This is a genomic window from Streptomyces sp. NPDC002785 (genome assembly GCF_040295565.1).
Classification (GTDB): Bacteria; Actinomycetota; Actinomycetes; order Streptomycetales; family Streptomycetaceae; genus Streptomyces.
In genome coordinates this window covers 1-17,564 of sequence record NZ_JBEOVN010000162.1, presented here as the reverse complement: position 1 = coordinate 17,564, position 17,564 = coordinate 1, and the positions used below count along the sequence as shown (strand labels likewise).

The window sequence follows — 17,564 nt, the reverse complement described above, 5'->3', positions numbered from 1 at the left end:
TCCAACGACACCCCGACCCCTCCCGCCCACAGACAAGACGATCATGCCATCCCGACCACTACAGACCGCCGCTTTGCGGATTTCCCAACGGAGTCCTGAAGGACGGCGATTCCCGCCTACCGTGCCGTCGAGGGCTGCGGTTTCGGGTGGGTTCCCGCTTCGCTGCGCGGTGCCGGGACGAGTCCCGGTCTTACCTGCGCTCCACGGGCTGACACGGCCAGTCCGGCCGCCTTGGCGACGTTGACCGCCGCGTTGATGTCCCGGTCCAAGACCGCCCCGCACGCCCCACATGACCACACACGGACGTGCAGGGGCTTGGGGCCGTCCTTGGCGCCGCATGCCGAGCACACCTGCGAGGTCGGCTCGAACCGCCCGATCCGGATGAAGGTGCGCCCGTACCGGGCGGCTTTGTACTCCAGCATGGTCACGAACGCCGACCATCCGGCATCGTGGACGGACTTGGCCAGACGCGTGCGGGCGAGTCCCTTCACCGCCAGGTCCTCCACGGCGACCGCTTGGTTCTCGCGAATCAGCCTCGTGGAGAGCTGGTGATGGAATTCGCGGCGCGCGTCGGCCACCCGGGCGTGTGCGCGGGCGACCTTCTGCCGGGCCTTGTCCCTGTTCTTCGATCCCTTCTCCTTGCGGGAGAGGGCGCGCTGCGCCTTCTTCAGTCGCTTCTCCGCACGGCGCAGGAAGCGCGGAGAGTCGATCTTCGTGCCGTTCGACAGGACCGCGAAGTGCCCGAGGCCGAGATCGATGCCCACCTCGGGTGTGGCCTTTGGCAGCACCTCGGTCGGGCCGGTCTCCACGACGAAGCTCGCGAAGTACCGGCCCGCGCTGTCCTTGATGACCGTTACCGTGGACGGCGTCGATGGCAGCGTCCGGGACCACTTCACCTTGAGGTCGCCGATCTTCGGCAGGCGCAGCTTCCTGCCCGGGGTGATGGACCAGCGGGCGTTCGCGGTGAACCGGACGGCCTGCCGGGTGTCCTTCCGCGACTTGTACTGGGGTGCGCCCATGCGGGGGCGCTTGCCCTTCAGGCCGTCGAAGAACTTCTTGTAGGCGGTGTCCAGATCCCGTAGGGACTGCTGGAGGACGACGGCAGACACCTCGCCGAGCCAGGCCCGCTGCGGGGTCTGCTTCGCCTTGGTAATGAGCTGCTTGGACAGGTCGCCGGCTTTCGGGAATGGCAGCCCCTCGCTGCGGGCGGTCTCCCGAGCGCGAAGCGCGTCGTTGTAGACCACCCGCGCACACCCGAACGCCCCTGCCAACGCTGTGCGCTGACCAGCGCTCGGGTACAGGCGGAAAGCTGTACCGAAGCTGCACGCCGATCACGATACACAATTGGTTTATGGGTATCGATGAGAATGTTCGCAAAGGTCGTCACTGCATTTTCCGTATGCATGTCCACTTGGTTTTCGTGACGAAGTATCGGCATCCCGTGTTCAACAATCGGCACCTGACGCGGTGCGAGGAGATCATGCGGGCCGTGTGCGAGGACTTCGAGGCCGAGTTGGTGGAGTTCAACGGAGAGGCCAACCACGTCCACCTGCTCGTGAACTTCCCGCCCAAGGTCGCCGTCTCGAAACTGGTGAACTCGCTCAAGGGCGTGTCCTCGCGCAGGCTCCGCCGGGAGTTCCCCGATCTCGTCCGCCACTACTGGCGGGCACAGCGCCTGTGGTCCGGCTCGTACTTCGCCGGGTCCGTCGGCGGCGCGCCGCTCAGCATCGTGAAGCAGTACATCGAGCAACAAAACCGGCCGCACTGACCTGGACCGAGGCCAACAGCGCGGATCCGTGCCCACAGCTGAGGTCAGAGCACTTCTCAGATTCGCTCACCACTGCCCTGAAGGGCAGTGCACTGCGAATAGGCCCGGTAGCAGGCCCCGCGTTCGTACGTGTGCCCCCACGCCCCGGAAACCCCGGCGGCGTGGGGCACAGCCATGCCTTCCCGGCCGGACACATCACCTGAGGCGCGACGCCGCCCCCCATGTGCCGGTCGGTATGAGGTAGTGTGACGCCTCCCAACACGGGGACCGACCAAGGAGGTGAGACCCATTACCGCTGTATCAGGCTGGGTGCTCATCCCTCACGATCGCGTGGTCGACCCGACATAATCGGCTGCGGAGCGCCCATCGGCTTTCCCGAAAGGCTCCGCTTCATGTCGGTTTCCGCTTCACCGCTCGCCGTTTCCTCCATCGTCACCACACTCCGCGCCGCCGGCTGCGTATTCGCCGAGGACGAGGCGGAGTTGATCGTCTCCACGGCCGCCGACCACGCCGAACTCGCGGCCATGGTCGAACGGCGGGCCGCCGGTCTGCCCCTCGAACACGTCCTCGGGTGGGCCGAGTTCAGCGGTCTTCGGATCGCCGTGGACCCCGGCGTCTTCGTACCCCGCCGCCGCACCGAGTTCCTGGTCCGGCAGGCCGCCGCCCTCGCCGGGCCAGGGGCGGTCGCCGTCGACCTCTGCTGCGGTTCGGGAGCCCTCGGCACCGCGCTCGCCGCAACGCTGGACCGGATCGAACTGCACGCCGCCGACGTCGAACCCACAGCTGTACGGTGCGCCCGCCGCAACGTCGGCGACGCGGGCCGGGTGTACGAGGGCGACCTCTTCGAGCCGCTCCCCGGCTCGTTGCGCGGCCGGGTGGAGATTCTGCTCGCCAATGTGCCGTACGTACCGACGCAGGACGTCGAACTGCTTCCCCCGGAGGCCCGTATCCATGAGCCACGGGTCGCACTCGACGGGGGCAGGGACGGCCTCGACGTCCTGCGGAGGGTCACCGCCGAGGCTCCGCGATGGCTGGCACCGGGTGGGCATCTGCTGGTCGAGACGAGCGAACGGCAGGCGGCACGGGCCGAAGAGACCGTCGCCCGCAGCGGCCTGATCCCGCGCGTGGTCACCTCCGACGAGCTGTACGCGACCGTCGTCATCGCGACCCGGCCCGGTCCCGGCCGCCCGGCCCCGTCCGGCGACTGATTCCGGACCGGCGGCCGAGCGCGGGTCAGAGGGCATCCGACAGGCTCTGAGAACGGGCCGATGACCGAGCGCGGACCGGTGACCGAGACCGGACCCGGCCACCGGGCCCGGTCCGTGCTCAGGGCTCCGGTTTCCGCCGGACCACCCCCGTACCGGCGTCCAGGTCCACCCCCATGCGGGGCGGCGCGCCGTCCAGCGCGTCGTCCTTCAGGCCCTGTTCCTCCGCCCGGCCCCCGGCCACCACGTCGATCCCCTCCCGGCGCACGCGCTACGAATTCATCGGTGCGGGGCTAGGCTCGGAACGCTGGAATGTGTGTGGGCGGCGAGCAGGAGAGCACGGAATGACGACGGTGCCGGGGCGTAGAAGCAGTACATTCACCCGACTGCTGCGGCACGGTTTCACCGACCCCTCCGCCGCCGAGCGGCTCCTCGACCTGCCCGAGCTGTCGTCCGTACGCTCCGATCCGGTGCTTCTCGACGCCCTCGGAGCCACCGCCGACCCCGATCTGGCACTGCGTGGCGTCGTCCGGCTGGTGGAGGCCGAGGAGCCGGACGAGCGGCAGATCCTCCTGGACACCCTCGTCACCGCCAAACCGCTGCGGGACCGGCTGCTCGGGGTGCTCGGGGCGTCCGAGGCACTCGGGGACCACCTCGCCCGCCACCCCCGCGACTGGCATGCGCTCGTCACCTACGAGGCAACCGATCTGCACCCCGGGGTGGCCGAATTCGAGCAGGGGCTCGCCGGGGCCGACGACCCCGACTCGCTGCGCGTCGCCTACCGTCGCTGCCTGCTGGCCATAGCGGCCCGCGATGTGTGCGGCACGACGGACGTCGCCGAGGCCGCCGCCGAACTGGCCGATCTGGCCACGGCGACCCTGCGGGCGGCGCTCGCCATCGCCCGTACGGCCGCACCCTCCGACGCCGCCCAGTGCCGGCTCGCCGTCATCGCGATGGGCAAGTGCGGTGGGCATGAGCTGAACTATGTCTCCGACGTCGACGTCATCTTCGTCGCGGAACCGGTCGAAGGCTACGAGGAGAGCGCGGCCGTCCAGGCCGCCACCCGACTGGCCGCGCACATGATGCGGATCTGCTCCGACACGACGGTCGAGGGCACCATCTGGCCCGTCGACGCCAACCTCCGCCCCGAGGGCCGCAACGGGCCCCTCGTGCGGACGCTGTCCTCGCACCTCGCTTACTACCAGCGCTGGGCCAAGACCTGGGAGTTCCAGGCGCTCCTCAAGGCCCGGCCGGTGGCCGGCGACCCCGAACTGGGCGCGGAGTACGTCGAGGCCGTCTCGCCGCTCGTATGGCAGGCCGCGGAGCGCGAGAACTTCGTCGCCGACGTACAGAAGATGCGCCGCCGAGTCGTCGACAACATCCCCGCCGACCGCATAGACCGTGAGATCAAGCTCGGTCCCGGCGGGCTGCGGGACGTCGAATTCGCCGTACAGCTGCTCCAGCTGGTGCACGGCCGCAGCGACGCCACCCTGCGCAGCGGCACCACCCTGATCGCCCTGCGCGCACTCGCCGCGGGCGGCTATGTCGGGCGGGTGGACGCCGCGCAGCTGGACGACGCGTATCGCTTCCTGCGCGCCATGGAGCACCGCATCCAGCTCTACCGGCTGCGCCGCACCCACCTTGTCCCCGAGGACGAGCCGGATCTGCGGCGGCTCGGGCGCTCCCTCGGGATGCGTACGGACCCGATCACCGAACTCAACCAGGCGTGGAAGCGGCACGCCACCGTGGTGCGGCGGCTGCACGAGAAGCTGTTCTACCGGCCACTGCTCGACGCCGTCGCCCAGCTCGCGCCCGGCGAGTCCCGGCTCAGCGCGAAGGCGGCCGAACACCGGCTCGAAGCCCTCGGATACGCCGACCCGGTCGCCGCGCTCCGGCACCTGGAGGCGCTGTCGTCCGGGGTGTCCCGCAAGGCCGCCATCCAGCGCACCCTGCTTCCGGTGCTGCTCGGCTGGTTCGCGGACTCCGCCGATCCGGACGCCGGGCTGCTCGGTTTCCGCAAGGTGTCCGACGCACTCGGCAAGACCCCCTGGTACCTGCGGCTGCTGCGGGACGAGGGTGCGGCCGCGGAGAACCTCGCCAGGGTGCTCTCGGCCGGCCGGCTCGCCCCGGACCTGCTGCTCCGTGCGCCCGAGGCGGTGGCAATCCTCGGCGATCCGCAGGGGCTCAAGCCGCGCAGCCGGGAGCACCTGGAGCAGGAGGTACTGGCCGCGGTGGGGCGCGCGGAGGGTGCCGAATCCGCCGTCGCCGCGGTGCGTGGGGTGCGGCGGCGCGAGCTGTTCCGGACCACGGCAGCGGACCTCATCGGCTCGTACGGTACGGAGGAGCGACCCGCCGAGGAGGACCCCGGGGCCCTCGTCGACCGGGTCGGCAACGCCGTCACCGATCTGAACGCCGTCACGATCGCGGGCGCCCTGCGCGCCGCCGTACGCGAACAGTGGGGGGACACCCTCCCCACCCGGTTCGCGGTCATCGGCATGGGCCGTTTCGGCGGACATGAGCTCGGATACGGCTCCGACGCCGATGTGCTGTTCGTCCACTCACCGCGCGAGGGCGTCGACGAGCAGGAGGCCGGCCGGGCCGCGAACCAGGTGGTCTCCGAAGTGCGGAGACTGCTGCAACTTCCCACCGCCGACCCGCCGTTGATCATCGATGCGGATCTGCGGCCGGAGGGCAAGAGCGGGCCGCTGGTGCGTACGCTGCGATCGTACGAGGCCTACTACCGGCGGTGGTCGCTGGTCTGGGAGAGTCAGGCGCTGCTGCGCGCCGAGCCGATGGCCGGTGACGAGGAACTCGGCCGTGACTTCATCGAGTTGATCGATCCGCTGCGCTTCCCGATGGAGGGCCTCGGGGAGGACGCGGTCCGCGAGATCCGGCGTCTGAAGGCCCGGATGGAGTCCGAACGGCTGCCGCGCGGCGCGGACCCGACGCTCCACACCAAGCTGGGGCGCGGCGGGCTGAGCGATGTCGAGTGGACGGTCCAGCTGATGCAGATGCAGCACGGCTGGGTGGAACCTGGGCTGCGGACGACCCGTACCCGCGAGGCGCTGGCCGCGGCGTGCGCGGCGGAGCTGATCTCCGGCGAGGACGCGCAGACGCTGGACGAGGCCTGGGTGCTGGCGACACGGGTCCGCAATGCGGTGATGCTGGTACGGGGGCGGCCGGGCGACACGTTTCCGTCCGGGCCGCGTGAACTCACCGCGGTGGGACGGTACTTGGGGTACGAGCCGGGGCATGTCGGGGACATGCTGGACGACTACCGGCGGATTACGCGGCGGGCGCGGGCGGTGGTGGAGGAGCGGTTCTACGGGGCGTGAGGGGGTGCGCCCGCTGGGGCGCAGGGCCCTTCCCGGGGCTCCGGTCGTCAACTCGCCGGACGGGCTGAAGAGATGTCCTGAGGCGCCGGACGGGCTGAAGAGATGTCCTGAGGCGCCGGACGGGCTCGATGCGTCCTCCGCATCCAGCAGCGCGCGGCAGTGCCCGATGAACGCGCCCAGCGCCAGCTCGAACGCCGCGTCCGCCCGGCCCATGCCCACCGCGGCCAGGGCCTGCGCGAGGCGGGGACACTCCGCCCTGGTCAGCGGCGCGAACAGCCACCGCGTACCGGAGAGTCCCGGCGGACGCCGGACCGAGACACCGCTGCACGCGATCCAGGCGCCGTGACACCCCTTTCGCGCGGTGTCCCGAACAGTCCCGAACACCTCTGGCCATTGTCACCGACCGCAGCCCGGCGAAGACTCTGTGCTGCCCCGGCCGACCAGGACACCTGGCCGGCCGACCGGTGGGGCGCCTCCCGCACCGCTGGGAGGACCGACACGTGCGGTCCGGCGCCCCGGAGCAATCGCCAGAGAAGACCCGACGGAAGGGACATCACACCATGAAGACCGTACGTGGGTTGGCCGACCGCATGCTGGAACGACTGGTGCCGCAGGAGACGGTGAGCGCGTGCACCGGCTACTGGATTTACCGGTGCATCAACGGCACGTGCGCCAACTACAGCAATTACACGCAGCGCGTCTGGTCCTGTGACTTCAACAGGCGCGAGTTCGCGCACTGCGGCTGCTCGTAAGCCGGAGCCTGCCCCGACTCCGTGAACCCCTGCGGAGGCACAGGGCAGTCGCCCTCCCCTCGGCCTCCTGGCGCCGTCACCTGCCGCCACCGCCGAGGGGACCGCTCCACCTCGGGCACCGTGCGACACACGTCTCGTGGCCCGGCCCGCGCCAGGGCCGGGCCACGGATCTCTCCCAGGGAGACCCAGTGGAATTCGTCTCGGCGTTGAGCCAGGCCTCGCTCGTCCTCGTCTTCGCAGCGGCTGTCCCCGGCAAGGTCAGGAACGCGGCGTCGTTCCTCGCGTTCAAGCACGCCGTGGCGAAACTGGGCCGAGTACCCGCCGCGCGGGCGGGTGTCCTCGCGGCGGGAGTCGTCTTCGCGGAAGCGACGACCGTGCTGCTCCTGGCCGTTCCGTGGCCGCACGGCGACCGGCCGGCAACGTTGATCGGTCTCCTGACGGCGATCGGCCTGCTGGCCTCGTTCACCTACGCCGTCGCCCGCGCCCTGCGCGCCGGAACACGCGTGCCCTGCCGGTGCTTCGGCACCTCGGCCGGCCCCGTCGGCCCGCCCCAACTCGTACGCAACGCCGTGCTCCTCGTGGTCGCGGTGGTGGCCGTCCCCGGAGTGGCGGAGAGCGGACACCTCTCCTGGCAGGCCCGGTTCGCCGCCTGGCTGTGCGGGGCGACGGCCGCTCTCGTGCTGGTGGTCGGAGACGAACTGGTGGCGCTGCTGCGGCCCGTCCCCACCGCCCCGACCCGTACGAGCATCTGATCCCTCTACCGAGAAGAGGCCGACCATGCTCTACCTGGCCATAGCCCTCGTGGTTGTCGCCGCGCTCTGCGCACTGGACCTGATGCTGACGCTCGCGGTCCTCCGCCGTCTACGGGACCGGTCCTCCGCCGCCCCGGTCCTCACCGAAGAGGGCGGCATCTCCGTAGGCGCCGTCGTGGAACCCTTCAGCACCCGGTGCTCCGAGGGCGTGCGGCTCACGGAACGCGATCTCGCCGACGGCGCCGTGGTGTCGTTCTTCACGCCGGGCTGCCAACCGTGCCGGGACAAGCTGCCCCGCTTCGTCGAGAAGGCCACCGCACTCCAAGGCCGCCGCCAGGTGATCGCCGTCGTGGTGTCGGGCAGCGGCGAGCAGCAGCACGAGGAAGAGGCCCGGGAGATGACCGAGCAACTCGCGTCCGTGGCACGGGTTGTACGGGAGGAATCCGACGGCCCCTGCACGACCGCGTTCGGAGTCAGCGGCTTCCCCTCCCAGTTCGCCGTCTCGGCTCCGGACGGGGAACCGCCCACGGTGGCCGCCGTCGGGGACTCGGTCCTCACCGCCGTACCGGCCGGGCGGGCATGAGCCCCGCCCCGGGGACCGCCGCACCGCCCCGTACGGCGCCGCTCCACCGCGCCGTGATTCAGGCCCTCGGTCTTGCCGTCCGTGCCACTCCCGTCATGATGACCGGATATCTGGCAGTGACCCTGGTCGCCGCCGCAGCACCTGTGGTGGTCACCTGGCTGGTCAAGGACATCCTGGACGGGCTCGCGGCAGGCACCGGCGTACGAGAGGCTTTCGCCCCTGCCTTCTCACTGGCCGTCGTCGGCGTGGTGCTGGCCTGTGCCCCCCAGCTCACCGGCTACCTCCAGGCCAGGATGACGCGCGCGACCAGCCTTCTCGTCCAGGAACGACTGCATGCCTCCGTCGACGGCTTCGTGGGACTGCGCCGCTTCGAGAACCCGGAGTTCCTGGACCAGCTCAGGCTGGCGCAGCACGCCGGTGGGCTCGCCCCCTTCCAGGTGGTCCAGGGGGTGGCGGGCATCGTCCGCAGCTCCGTCCTCCTCGTCGGTTTCATCGGTTCCCTCGCGGTCCTGCATCCGCTGATCGCCGTCGTCGTGTCGCTGTCCGGCGCCCCCGTGCTCTGGGCGGAGGTCATGCTCAGCCGCCGGCGTGCCGCCACCTTCTGGGAGATCAGTCCCACCGAGCGCCGGGAGCTCTTCTACGCAGCGCTGTTGTCGAGCGTGGAGGCCGCGAAGGAGATCCGGCTCTACGCCGCGGGGCGCTTCCTGCGGGAGCGTTTGCTGGCCGAGCGCCGCAAGGCCGACGCTCTCCGGGAGCTGATGGACCGCAGAGAGCTGCGCGTGCAGTCGTCCTTGCAGGTCGCCGCCTCCGTCCTGGCGGGGGCCGCGCTGCTGTGGGCGGTCGAGTCCGCCGCACGAGGAACCATGACGGTTGGCGACGTCTCCCTGCTGCTGGCCGCCATCCCCGCCGTCCAGAGCGGCATCGGCGGACTGGCCAGTGAGACCGGGCAGGTACACCACTCCCTGATGATGTTCGATCACTACGTCACCGTGGTGGGGCTCGGCCCCGACCTCCCCACCCCCCGTCGCCCCACCCCGGTCCCGCCCCTGCGTGACGTCATCGAACTGCGGGATGTGTGGTTTCGCTACGAGGAGGGGATGCCCTGGGTGCTGCGAGGCGTCGACCTGCGGATCGAGGCCGGGAAGGCCCTGGCGCTCGTGGGGGTCAACGGCTCGGGGAAGTCGACGCTGGTGAAGCTGGTGTGCCGGTTCTACGACCCCACCCGCGGCCGAATCCTCTGGGACGGCACCGACCTTCGCGACATGGATCCGACGGAGCTCCGGCGACGCATCGCGGCCACCTTCCAGGATCCGATGCGTTACGAACTCACCGTCCGGGAGAACATCGGCATCGGCGACCTGAGCGCCCTCGACGCACCCGGCCAGTGCGAGAAGGCGGCACGGCTGGCGGGCCTGCACGAGGACATCGCACGGCTGCCGCACGAATACTCCACCCTTCTCAGCCGCACGTTCTGGGCCGAGGACGACAACACATCCGGCGTGCAGCTGTCCGGGGGGCAGTGGCAACGGATGGGCCTCGCACGGTCGTTCCTGCGCGCGAACGCGGACCTGCTGATCCTCGATGAACCCAGTTCCGGCCTGGACCCGGCCGCCGAGCACGAGATCCACACCCGGCTGCGGGCCCGCCGGGCCGGACACACCAGCGTACTGATCTCCCATCGGCTCGGCGCGGTCAAGGACGCCGACACCATCGCGGTCCTGGAAGACGGGAGGATCACCGAACTCGGTGACCACGCGCACCTCCTGGGCCGCGGCGGCACCTATCACCGGCTGTTCACGCTCCAGTCCAGTGGCTACCGCGAGCGGACGGACGACACCGCACGTGAGGAGGCGGACGTGACACACCCCCTTTCCCTGCCCGGCCCGGGCTCGTGAGGCGGTCGGTGAAGGGGCGCTCCGTGTGCGCGGCGGTGACCGTCACCGCGCTCGCGGCCCTGGTCCCGGCGGCGGCGTTCCTGCTCCGCCGTCGCTGCACCCTGCTCGACGTCAGCGGCTCCAGCATGCTCCCCACCTACCGGGACGGGGACCGGCTCCTGGCGCTCAGGGTGCCGGCACGCCTGGTGCGCCGGGGAGCGGTCGTCGCGATCCGGATGCGAGCGGCGGCCGACCCGGCCGGCGCGGACGAGGAGGACATCACCCCCGGAGAACCCCTGCCCACCTCCATGATCAAACGCGTTGCCGCCCTTCCCGGAGACCGGATGCCGGGGCCGCCCTCCTCAACGGACGTCGTCCCGGCCCGGCATGTGTTCGTTCTGGGCGACAACCACGAGGCCAGTTACGACTCCCGCCATACCGGGCCGGTGCCGGTCGACCTGCTCACCGCGGTGGTCCTCTGCCGGATCCGCCGCGGCGCCACCCTACGGATCGCGGACCACGGTGCGAGGTGAGGCCGACGGCCGCCCCGCCGCTCGGGGACGGATCATGGGCCGGAGCCGCCCTGGGCCGTCCGCGCCGCCGTCGCCGCGTCGCGAGCCTGAGCCGCGGCCACATGGTCACCGGCCAATGCATGGGCCTTCGCCAGGGTTTCGAGGCCGGTGGCCAGCCACGCCCGGGCACCGATGTGCCGCCACAGCCCGACGGCGGCCTCGGCACGTCGACGTGCCTGCTCCGGACGGCCGGCCGACAGCTGCGCCTCCGCCAGCGCGTACAGCGTGGCCGCCTCACCCCACAGGTTGCCGAATTCGCGATACGTCCACAGGCTCCGGGCCAGCAGCCGGCGGCCCTCGCGAGCGGCTCCCCGGCGCACCAGGACGTCCCCGAGCCAGCAGGTCGCGTGGGTGGCGCCGAGCCGGTCGCCGAGGTCCTCACTGATCGCGGCGGCCAGCCGGAAGGAGTCGGCGGCAGGGGCGTAGGCGCCGAGGGCGCGATGGCTCTGCCCCAGACACCGCAGGGCCTGTGCCTCGCCGGGCCGATAGCCCTCGCTCCGGCTCACCCGCAGACACTCCGTGAAGTGCTCCACGGCCGCCTCGACGCGGCCATGCTCGAGGTCGATGACGCCGATGCCGTTGGTCACGTACACGAGACAGTTGACGTTGTCGGCTGCCCGGGCCAGCTCGGCGGCCTCTTCGAACCGCAGTACGGCCGCAGCGTACTGGCCGAGGAGCCGGTGCACGTACGCGAGCCCGGCCGTGGCACTGGCCCGGTACGACGGCCCCAGCCCCTCGGCCAGAAGCAGGGCCTGCTCGAAGTGGGCCAGCGCCTCCGGATAGCGGTCGAGGATGGTGGTGAGTTCGCCGAGGCAGCGGTGGAGCTGAGAGGCGCTGCGCTTGTCGCCGACGTGCAGCGCCGCTTTCAACGCCCGTTCCTGCAGCCGCTCCCAGTCGTCGAAGTGACTGCCGACCTGGAAGAGTGTCGTCAACGCTGTGGCCAGCCCGGCCGCCGGTGCGGTGTCCGCTCTGTCCAGCGCCTGGTCGGCCACACTGATGAGGAACTGGCGCTCCTCGGTGAACCAGGCCAGGGAAGTGACGAGGAGCTGGTCCGTGTCCGTGGGGGAGAGCCGCCAGGAGACCAGATCGGTCTGGGAGACGCCCTGGAAGTCGACGCTGATCGTGTCTGCGGCGAGGTCGGCGAGGTGGAGGCTCGTGCCTAGGAGCCGGGTGAGGGCCGCGGCGCGCTCCTGCCGTCCGACCTCGCTCCGGGCCCGCTCGCGGCCGAGCACCCGCACCAGGTCGTGCAGTTGATAGCGGAACCCGGTCGCGCCGACGACCCGGACCCCGACGAGATGTACCTCCACCAGGTCATCGAGCACGTTCTCCGCCTCGGACAGGCCCACGCCCAGCAGGGCGGCCAGGGCCCAGGCACCGAAGTCGGCCATGGGCAGCAGCGAGAGCAGGCGCAGCGCGTGCTGTGTCGTCGGGGCCATTCCCCGGTAGGTCAGCTCGAGGCTCGCCCTTACGGCGATGTGCCCGACGGCCAGCTCGTCGAGCTTGCGCTGCTCGTCGGCGAGCGCCCGGGCGACCTTGTTCAGCGGCCAGTGCGGCCGCGCGGCCAGGCGGGCCCCGGCGACCCATACCGCGAGGGGAAGCCCGCCGCAGGTTTCGACGATGGAGCGCGCCGAGTCGGACTCCGCGGCGGTCCGGTCGGGGCCCAGCATCTCGCGCAGCAGGGCCAGCCCTGTCGCGGAGTCGAGTACGCAGAGGGGAAGCCGGTGCCCGCTCATGTCGGCCAGCGTGGTCCGGCTGGTGACGACGGCGGCGCAGCGTGTGCCGTTGGGAAGGAGGTCGCTCACCTGCCGGGCATCGGCCGCGTTGTCCAGGACGATCAGCGTCTGTCGCTGGGCCAGCAGGGTGCGGTAGAGATGGATGCGGCTGGTCATTTCGGGGGGCACGGCGCCTCCGCGTACGCCGAGCGCGCGGAGGAACGCCCCCAGGACCGTGAACGGCTCGGCCGGTTCGTCATCGAACCCCCGCAGGTCCACGTACAGCTGGCCGTCCGGGAAGCGTGAGGCCAGCAGGTGCCCCGCGCGTACGGCGAAGGCCGTCTTGCCGACACCGGCAGGGCCGGTGGCCAAAAGGATCACCGGCCCCGGTCCCTCCCGGTCCAGCACCCGGCATGCCGTGCTCAACTCGTCCTGCCGACCCACGAACAGGGACTGGTCCGCCGGGAGCAGGCAGGGCACGAGCTGCCGGCCGGGCTCCTCGCCCTCATCCTCGTCACCGTGCCCGGCGGCGAGGCCCGGCAGCGCCTGGGACGACCAGGGCACGTCCTTTGCTCGTGCGGAGCTCTCCCGCTGGGCCAGCGCCGCACGCACCTCGACCCATTCCTTCACCGTCGCCGGGTTACCGCCGCACGCCCGGACCAGTGCCGCCACCACGTCCTCTTTCGGTAGCGATCCCCGGCCGAGCGCGCTCGCCAGGGTGCTCACCGGCAAGTGGTCGCCGACCTTTCGAGCCTTGCGCTCCAACGCCCGATAAGAGAGGCCGGACCGGTTTTTCGCGGTACGCAGCAGGGCGACGAACTCGGCGGCAGTCCGGGCGTTACTGGGCATGGGTAACGGCATAGTCACAAAGGGGCATGCTACCCATTCCGGTGAACGCCCGACCAGCCTCTGATATCGGCCAGACCCGCGTCCCGCACGCCACTCGTGCCGCGACTCCGGGCGCGTGGAATGCGCGGCGGATTGCCCGGTGGGCGCTCTGTGCGGCGGGTTCGCGAGGTGCGTGAACGCGACAGAGGCGATGCGTTTACGGCGCGGTATCGGCCGTTCCTGGAGCACATTTTCCCTGAGGGGCCCGCGCTTTCACCGAACTGCCGTCGGAGTTCTTCCGCGTTGCTTCTTGAACCGTGAAAGCGGTTCCGGCCGGCCCGGTCGAGCTCGTCCGGCGATCGAGGACGAAGCCCTCAGCGGCGCGCCGCCACGTCCGGCGCAGGGCGGTCGGCGCGGATCGGTGCGCCCGTGGACAGGCCGGCCGGCCGCGACCTCCCCCGCGGCAGCGGCACCTGCTTCGTGAGGTGGTGCGGCAGCGAGCCGTACCAGGCGTACGAGACCGCGTAACCGAAGGCCAGACACGTCATGCCACCCAGCGCGTCCAGCCAGAAGTGGTTGGCCGTCGCCACGATCACGAACAGGGTGACCGTCGGGTAGAGCAGGCCCAGGATGCGCGCCCAGGGGGCGGAGGCCAGCGCGAAGATGGTCAGGCCGCACCAGAGCGACCAGCCGATGTGCATCGAGGGCATCGCCGCGTACTGGTTCGACATGTTCTTGAAGTTGCCCGAGGCCATCGAACCCCAGGTGTGATGGACCAGGACGGTGTCGATGAAGTGGCCGCCGTTCATCAGGCGTGGCGGCGCCAGTGGATACAGGTAGTAACCGAGCAGGGCCACGCCCGTGGTTGCGAACAGGGCCAGACGGGCGGCCGAGTAACGGCCGGGGTGGCGGTGGAACAGCCATACCAGCACACAGATGGTGACGATGAAGTGCAATGTCGCGTAGTAGTAGTTCATCGACACGATCAGCCATGTCACGTAATTCACCGCATGGTTGACGGTTCGCTCCACGGCGATGCCCAGGTATGTCTCGACCGACCAGATCCAGTCGGCATTGTGCAGGGCCTCGGCCTTCTGCTCGGGGACGGCGTTGCGCACCAGTGAGTACACCCAGTAACTGGCTGCAATCAGCAGGATTTCGAACCAGACGCGCGGCCGGCGAGGGGATCGCAGGGAACGCAGTCTCGCCAGGTCGCTGTTGCGCCGCCCGGCGTTCTGCCCGGCGTTCGCCGTGGGGGCTGCCTCGTCCACGATGGGTGACGGGGTGGCCTCCGACCGGCCTTCCTGTGACGTTGCGCTCAATTCACCCATAGGCACAGAGTCTGCCAGAAATGTTCCCCCCGCCCGATCATCCTCCGATCGGGTTGGGGCTGCACATCCGACTGCTGGGACTGCGCGCTAGGAGCGGGCGTGCGATCCTGGAACGGCTCCGGCGGCCGAGGCCGGAGCGGGCCCGGGACCTGCGGCCGTTGAACCGCGAACGACCAGTTCGGGCATGAAGACGAACTCGCTGTGCGGAGCGGGTGTGCCGCCGATCTCCTCGAGGAGGGTGCGCACGGCGGCCTGGCCCATTGCCGTGACCGGCTGACGGATCGTCGTGAGCGGCGGATCGGTGAACGCTATGAGCGGCGAGTCGTCGAAACCGACCACCGACAGATCGCGTGGCACGTCCATCGACAGCCGGCGGGCGGCCCTGATCGCGCCGAGCGCCATCATGTCGCTCGCGCACACGACCGCCGTGCAACCCCGCTCCATCAGCGCCGACGCGGCAGCCTGGCCGCCCTCCAGCGTGAACAGCGAGTGCTGGATGAGCTCCTCCACCTCGTCCGGGGCGAGGTTCAACTGCTCCTTCACGGTGGAACGGAAGCCCTCGATCTTGCGCAGGACCGGCACGAACCGCTTGGGCCCTACCGCCAGGCCGATCCGCTGATGGCCCAGCGCCACGAGATGTGTCACCGCGAGCCGCATCGCGGCCCGGTCGTCCGGCGAGATGAACGGCGCCTGGACCTTGGGCGAGAAGCCGTTGACCAGGACGAACGGGACGCCCTTGGCACGCAGTTGCTCGTAGCGCTGCATATCGGCCGAGGTGTCGGCGTGCAGCCCGGAGACGAAGATGATGCCCGAGACGCCGCGGTCGACCAGCATCTCGGTCAACTCGTCCTCGGTGGAGCCGCCGGGGGTCTGGGTCGCCAGCACCGGGGTGTAGCCCTGCCGTGTCAGCGCCTGGCCGATGACCTGGGCCAGTGCCGGAAAGATGGGGTTCTCCAGCTCGGGCGTGATCAGCCCGACCAGGCCCGCGCTGCGCCTGCGCAGCCGTACGGGCCGTTCGTAGCCGAGAACGTCGAGCGCGGCGAGAACGGATTCACGGGTGGCCGCTGCGACACCGGGCTTGCCGTTCAGTACACGGCTGACCGTCGCTTCGCTGACCCCCGCCTGAGTTGCGATATCGGCAAGCCGTGCGGTCATGGAAGTGGACTGTACCGGGCGTATGTCGGATTGCCCACCATCCGCAGGAATCGGGCGACCGCACCTGCGAGGCGCCCGGGGACGGCATCGCGGCAGCTTCTTGCAAGGTCTTGCGAGCCCGGTTTACGGACCTGCGGTCAGATCGTCGCACTACGGCATCGTGCGCTGTGACCTGCCACTGTCAGGGATTGGTCGCTCCCGTCAAGAGGCTTGACGGCCACCGTGAGGACACGCGAATGTAACGATCACGGAGGCTTGCAGAAATATTCCGCAAACTCTTTCGGTGTTCTTTCATCCTTGTTACGTTCACGTCGACCCGGCGCCGCGACGGAGCGGTACGGCAGTTGAAGGAGTTCAGATGCGACGTGGCATAACGGCCACCGCCCTGGTCGCGGCCCTGGCGCTCGCGGCGACCGCCTGCGGCAGCGACAGCAAGTCCGACGGCACGAGCAAGAGCTCGGGCGAGCTCTCCGGCACTGTGACGTGGTGGGACACCTCCACCGTGGGCAGCGAGGACAAGGTCTTCAAGAAGATCGCCGAGGGCTTCACCAAGAAGCACCCGAAGGTCCACGTCAAGTACGTCAACGTCCCCTTCGGCGACGCTCAGAACAAGTTCAAGAACGCGGCCCAGTCCGGCTCCGACGCCCCCGACGTCATCCGCTCCGAGGTCGCCTGGACCCCCGAGTTCGCGGACCTCGACTACCTCGCCCCGCTCGACGGCACCCCCGCGCTGCAGAGGCCGGACGACTTCCTGAAGCCGGCCGCCGCGTCCACCAAGTACAACGGCAAGACGTACGCGGTGCCGCAGGTCATCGACTCCATGGGCATCTTCTACAACAAGAAGATCTTCAAGGAGGCCGGTGTCGAGGTCCCCAGGACCATCGCCGAGCTGAAGACCGTCTCCAAGAAGATCAAGGACAAGACCGGCAAGACCGGCATGTACCTGCGCGGCGACGACGCGTACTGGTTCCTCTCCTTCCTCTACGGCGAGGGCGGCGACATGGTCGACGCCTCCACCAAGTCCGTCACCATCGACAACCCCGAGGGCGTCAAGGCGATGAAGGTCGTCAAGGACCTCGTCGACTCCGGTGTCGCCAAGACCGATGCCACGGACGGCTGGGAGAACATGCAGACGTCCTTCAAGGACGGCAAGGTCGCCATGATGATCAACGGCCCGTGGGCCGTCGCCGACACCTTCGCCGGCAAGGAGTTCAAGGACAAGGCCAACCTGGGCATCGCCCCCGCCCCGGCCGGCTCCGCCGCCCAGGGTGCCCCGCAGGGCGGTCACAACCTGGCCGTCTACGCGGGCTCCAAGAACCTCGACGCCTCCTACGCGTTCGTCGACTACATGACGTCCGCCGACACCCAGGCCGAGGTCACCAAGGAGCTGAGCCTCCTGCCGACGCGCACGTCCGCCTACGCCAAGCAGGAAGTCGTCGACAACGAGATCGTCGGCTTCTTCAAGCCGGTCGTCGACACCGCCGTCGAGCGCCCCTGGATCCCGGAGACCGGCAGCCTCTTCGCGCCGCTCGTCACCGAGTACACCAAGGTCCTGACCGGCCAGGCCACGCCGGAGAAGGCCGTCAAGACGGCCGGCGACTCCTACCGCAAGCTCCTCAAGGGCTGGAAGTAACAGGAAGGCAGGCCGGCTGATGGCTGTCCACACCAGCCAGTCGGTGGCGAAGGCCGCGGGCGAC

The 17,564-nt window shown here is 70.0% G+C and carries 13 protein-coding genes and 1 pseudogene; 9 read left to right on the top strand and 5 right to left on the bottom strand.

Annotated features, from left to right (window positions below):
- Positions 1-116: 116 nt before the first annotated feature.
- Positions 117-1,326: pseudogene (locus ABTZ94_RS28605) on the bottom strand (RNA-guided endonuclease InsQ/TnpB family protein).
- A 25-nt stretch (positions 1,327-1,351) separates the two neighbouring features.
- Here ABTZ94_RS28605 and tnpA point away from each other — a divergent pair.
- Positions 1,352-1,768: an IS200/IS605 family transposase gene (gene tnpA / locus ABTZ94_RS28600; protein ID WP_351204869.1), complete on the top strand. Its 417-nt coding sequence runs from the start codon at positions 1,352-1,354 to the stop codon at positions 1,766-1,768.
- A 392-nt stretch (positions 1,769-2,160) separates the two neighbouring features.
- Positions 2,161-2,976, top strand: coding sequence for a putative protein N(5)-glutamine methyltransferase (locus ABTZ94_RS28595; protein ID WP_351204867.1), 816 nt, complete (start codon positions 2,161-2,163; stop codon positions 2,974-2,976).
- Positions 2,977-3,094: 118 nt separating this feature from the next.
- Here the strand turns inward: ABTZ94_RS28595 and ABTZ94_RS28590 are convergent, their stop codons facing one another.
- Positions 3,095-3,241, bottom strand: coding sequence for a hypothetical protein (locus ABTZ94_RS28590; protein WP_351204865.1), 147 nt, complete (start codon positions 3,239-3,241; stop codon positions 3,095-3,097).
- 76 nt (positions 3,242-3,317) lie between these two features.
- Here ABTZ94_RS28590 and ABTZ94_RS28585 point away from each other — a divergent pair, with 76 nt between their 5' ends.
- From ABTZ94_RS28585 to ABTZ94_RS28555, 6 genes are all read left to right on the top strand, one after another.
- Positions 3,318-6,308, top strand: a complete 2,991-nt coding sequence (locus ABTZ94_RS28585) for a bifunctional [glutamine synthetase] adenylyltransferase/[glutamine synthetase]-adenylyl-L-tyrosine phosphorylase (protein WP_351204863.1) — start codon at positions 3,318-3,320, stop codon at positions 6,306-6,308.
- A 560-nt stretch (positions 6,309-6,868) separates the two neighbouring features.
- A complete protein-coding gene (locus ABTZ94_RS28575; protein ID WP_351204861.1) occupies positions 6,869-7,060 on the top strand; it encodes a hypothetical protein in 192 nt (63 codons plus the stop codon).
- A 188-nt stretch (positions 7,061-7,248) separates the two neighbouring features.
- Positions 7,249-7,812 (top strand): MauE/DoxX family redox-associated membrane protein, encoded by a 564-nt coding sequence (locus ABTZ94_RS28570; protein WP_351204860.1) that lies wholly within the window; start codon positions 7,249-7,251, stop codon positions 7,810-7,812.
- Positions 7,813-7,837: 25 nt separating this feature from the next.
- Complete coding sequence (locus ABTZ94_RS28565; RefSeq protein ID WP_351204858.1) at positions 7,838-8,395, top strand: thioredoxin domain-containing protein; 558 nt, start codon at positions 7,838-7,840, stop codon at positions 8,393-8,395.
- Positions 8,392-10,290, top strand: coding sequence for an ABC transporter ATP-binding protein (locus tag ABTZ94_RS28560; RefSeq protein ID WP_351204856.1), 1,899 nt, complete (start codon positions 8,392-8,394; stop codon positions 10,288-10,290). The genes ABTZ94_RS28565 and ABTZ94_RS28560 overlap by 4 nt, the downstream gene beginning before the upstream one ends.
- A 23-nt stretch (positions 10,291-10,313) precedes the next feature.
- Entirely contained in the window at positions 10,314-10,802 is a 489-nt protein-coding gene (locus ABTZ94_RS28555; protein WP_351204854.1) for a S26 family signal peptidase, read from the top strand.
- 32 nt (positions 10,803-10,834) lie between these two features.
- Here ABTZ94_RS28555 and ABTZ94_RS28550 read toward each other — a convergent pair whose 3' ends face one another.
- The 3 genes from ABTZ94_RS28550 to ABTZ94_RS28540 form a co-directional block, all read right to left on the bottom strand.
- Positions 10,835-13,402 (bottom strand): ATP-binding protein, encoded by a 2,568-nt coding sequence (locus ABTZ94_RS28550; RefSeq protein WP_351204852.1) that lies wholly within the window; start codon positions 13,400-13,402, stop codon positions 10,835-10,837.
- 353 nt (positions 13,403-13,755) lie between these two features.
- Positions 13,756-14,712 (bottom strand): phosphatase PAP2 family protein, encoded by a 957-nt coding sequence (locus ABTZ94_RS28545; protein ID WP_351204850.1) that lies wholly within the window; start codon positions 14,710-14,712, stop codon positions 13,756-13,758.
- An 87-nt stretch (positions 14,713-14,799) separates the two neighbouring features.
- Entirely contained in the window at positions 14,800-15,867 is a 1,068-nt protein-coding gene (locus ABTZ94_RS28540; RefSeq protein WP_351204848.1) for a LacI family DNA-binding transcriptional regulator, read from the bottom strand.
- 358 nt (positions 15,868-16,225) lie between these two features.
- Here ABTZ94_RS28540 and ABTZ94_RS28535 point away from each other — a divergent pair, with 358 nt between their 5' ends.
- On the top strand, positions 16,226-17,500 hold the full coding sequence (locus ABTZ94_RS28535) for an extracellular solute-binding protein (RefSeq protein ID WP_351204846.1): 1,275 nt from the start codon (positions 16,226-16,228) through the stop codon (positions 17,498-17,500).
- Positions 17,501-17,564: the final 64 nt, after the last annotated feature.

Coding starts and splice junctions, on each gene's coding strand:
- tnpA (WP_351204869.1), top strand. CDS start 1,352: ATGGGTATCGATGAGAATGTTCGCAAAGGTCGTCACTGCATTTTCCGT.
- ABTZ94_RS28595 (WP_351204867.1), top strand. CDS start 2,161: ATGTCGGTTTCCGCTTCACCGCTCGCCGTTTCCTCCATCGTCACCACA.
- ABTZ94_RS28585 (WP_351204863.1), top strand. CDS start 3,318: ATGACGACGGTGCCGGGGCGTAGAAGCAGTACATTCACCCGACTGCTG.
- ABTZ94_RS28575 (WP_351204861.1), top strand. CDS start 6,869: ATGAAGACCGTACGTGGGTTGGCCGACCGCATGCTGGAACGACTGGTG.
- ABTZ94_RS28565 (WP_351204858.1), top strand. CDS start 7,838: ATGCTCTACCTGGCCATAGCCCTCGTGGTTGTCGCCGCGCTCTGCGCA.
- ABTZ94_RS28560 (WP_351204856.1), top strand. CDS start 8,392: ATGAGCCCCGCCCCGGGGACCGCCGCACCGCCCCGTACGGCGCCGCTC.
- ABTZ94_RS28550 (WP_351204852.1), bottom strand. CDS start 13,402: ATGCCCAGTAACGCCCGGACTGCCGCCGAGTTCGTCGCCCTGCTGCGT.
- ABTZ94_RS28545 (WP_351204850.1), bottom strand. CDS start 14,712: ATGGGTGAATTGAGCGCAACGTCACAGGAAGGCCGGTCGGAGGCCACC.
- ABTZ94_RS28540 (WP_351204848.1), bottom strand. CDS start 15,867: ATGACCGCACGGCTTGCCGATATCGCAACTCAGGCGGGGGTCAGCGAA.
- ABTZ94_RS28535 (WP_351204846.1), top strand. CDS start 16,226: ATGCGACGTGGCATAACGGCCACCGCCCTGGTCGCGGCCCTGGCGCTC.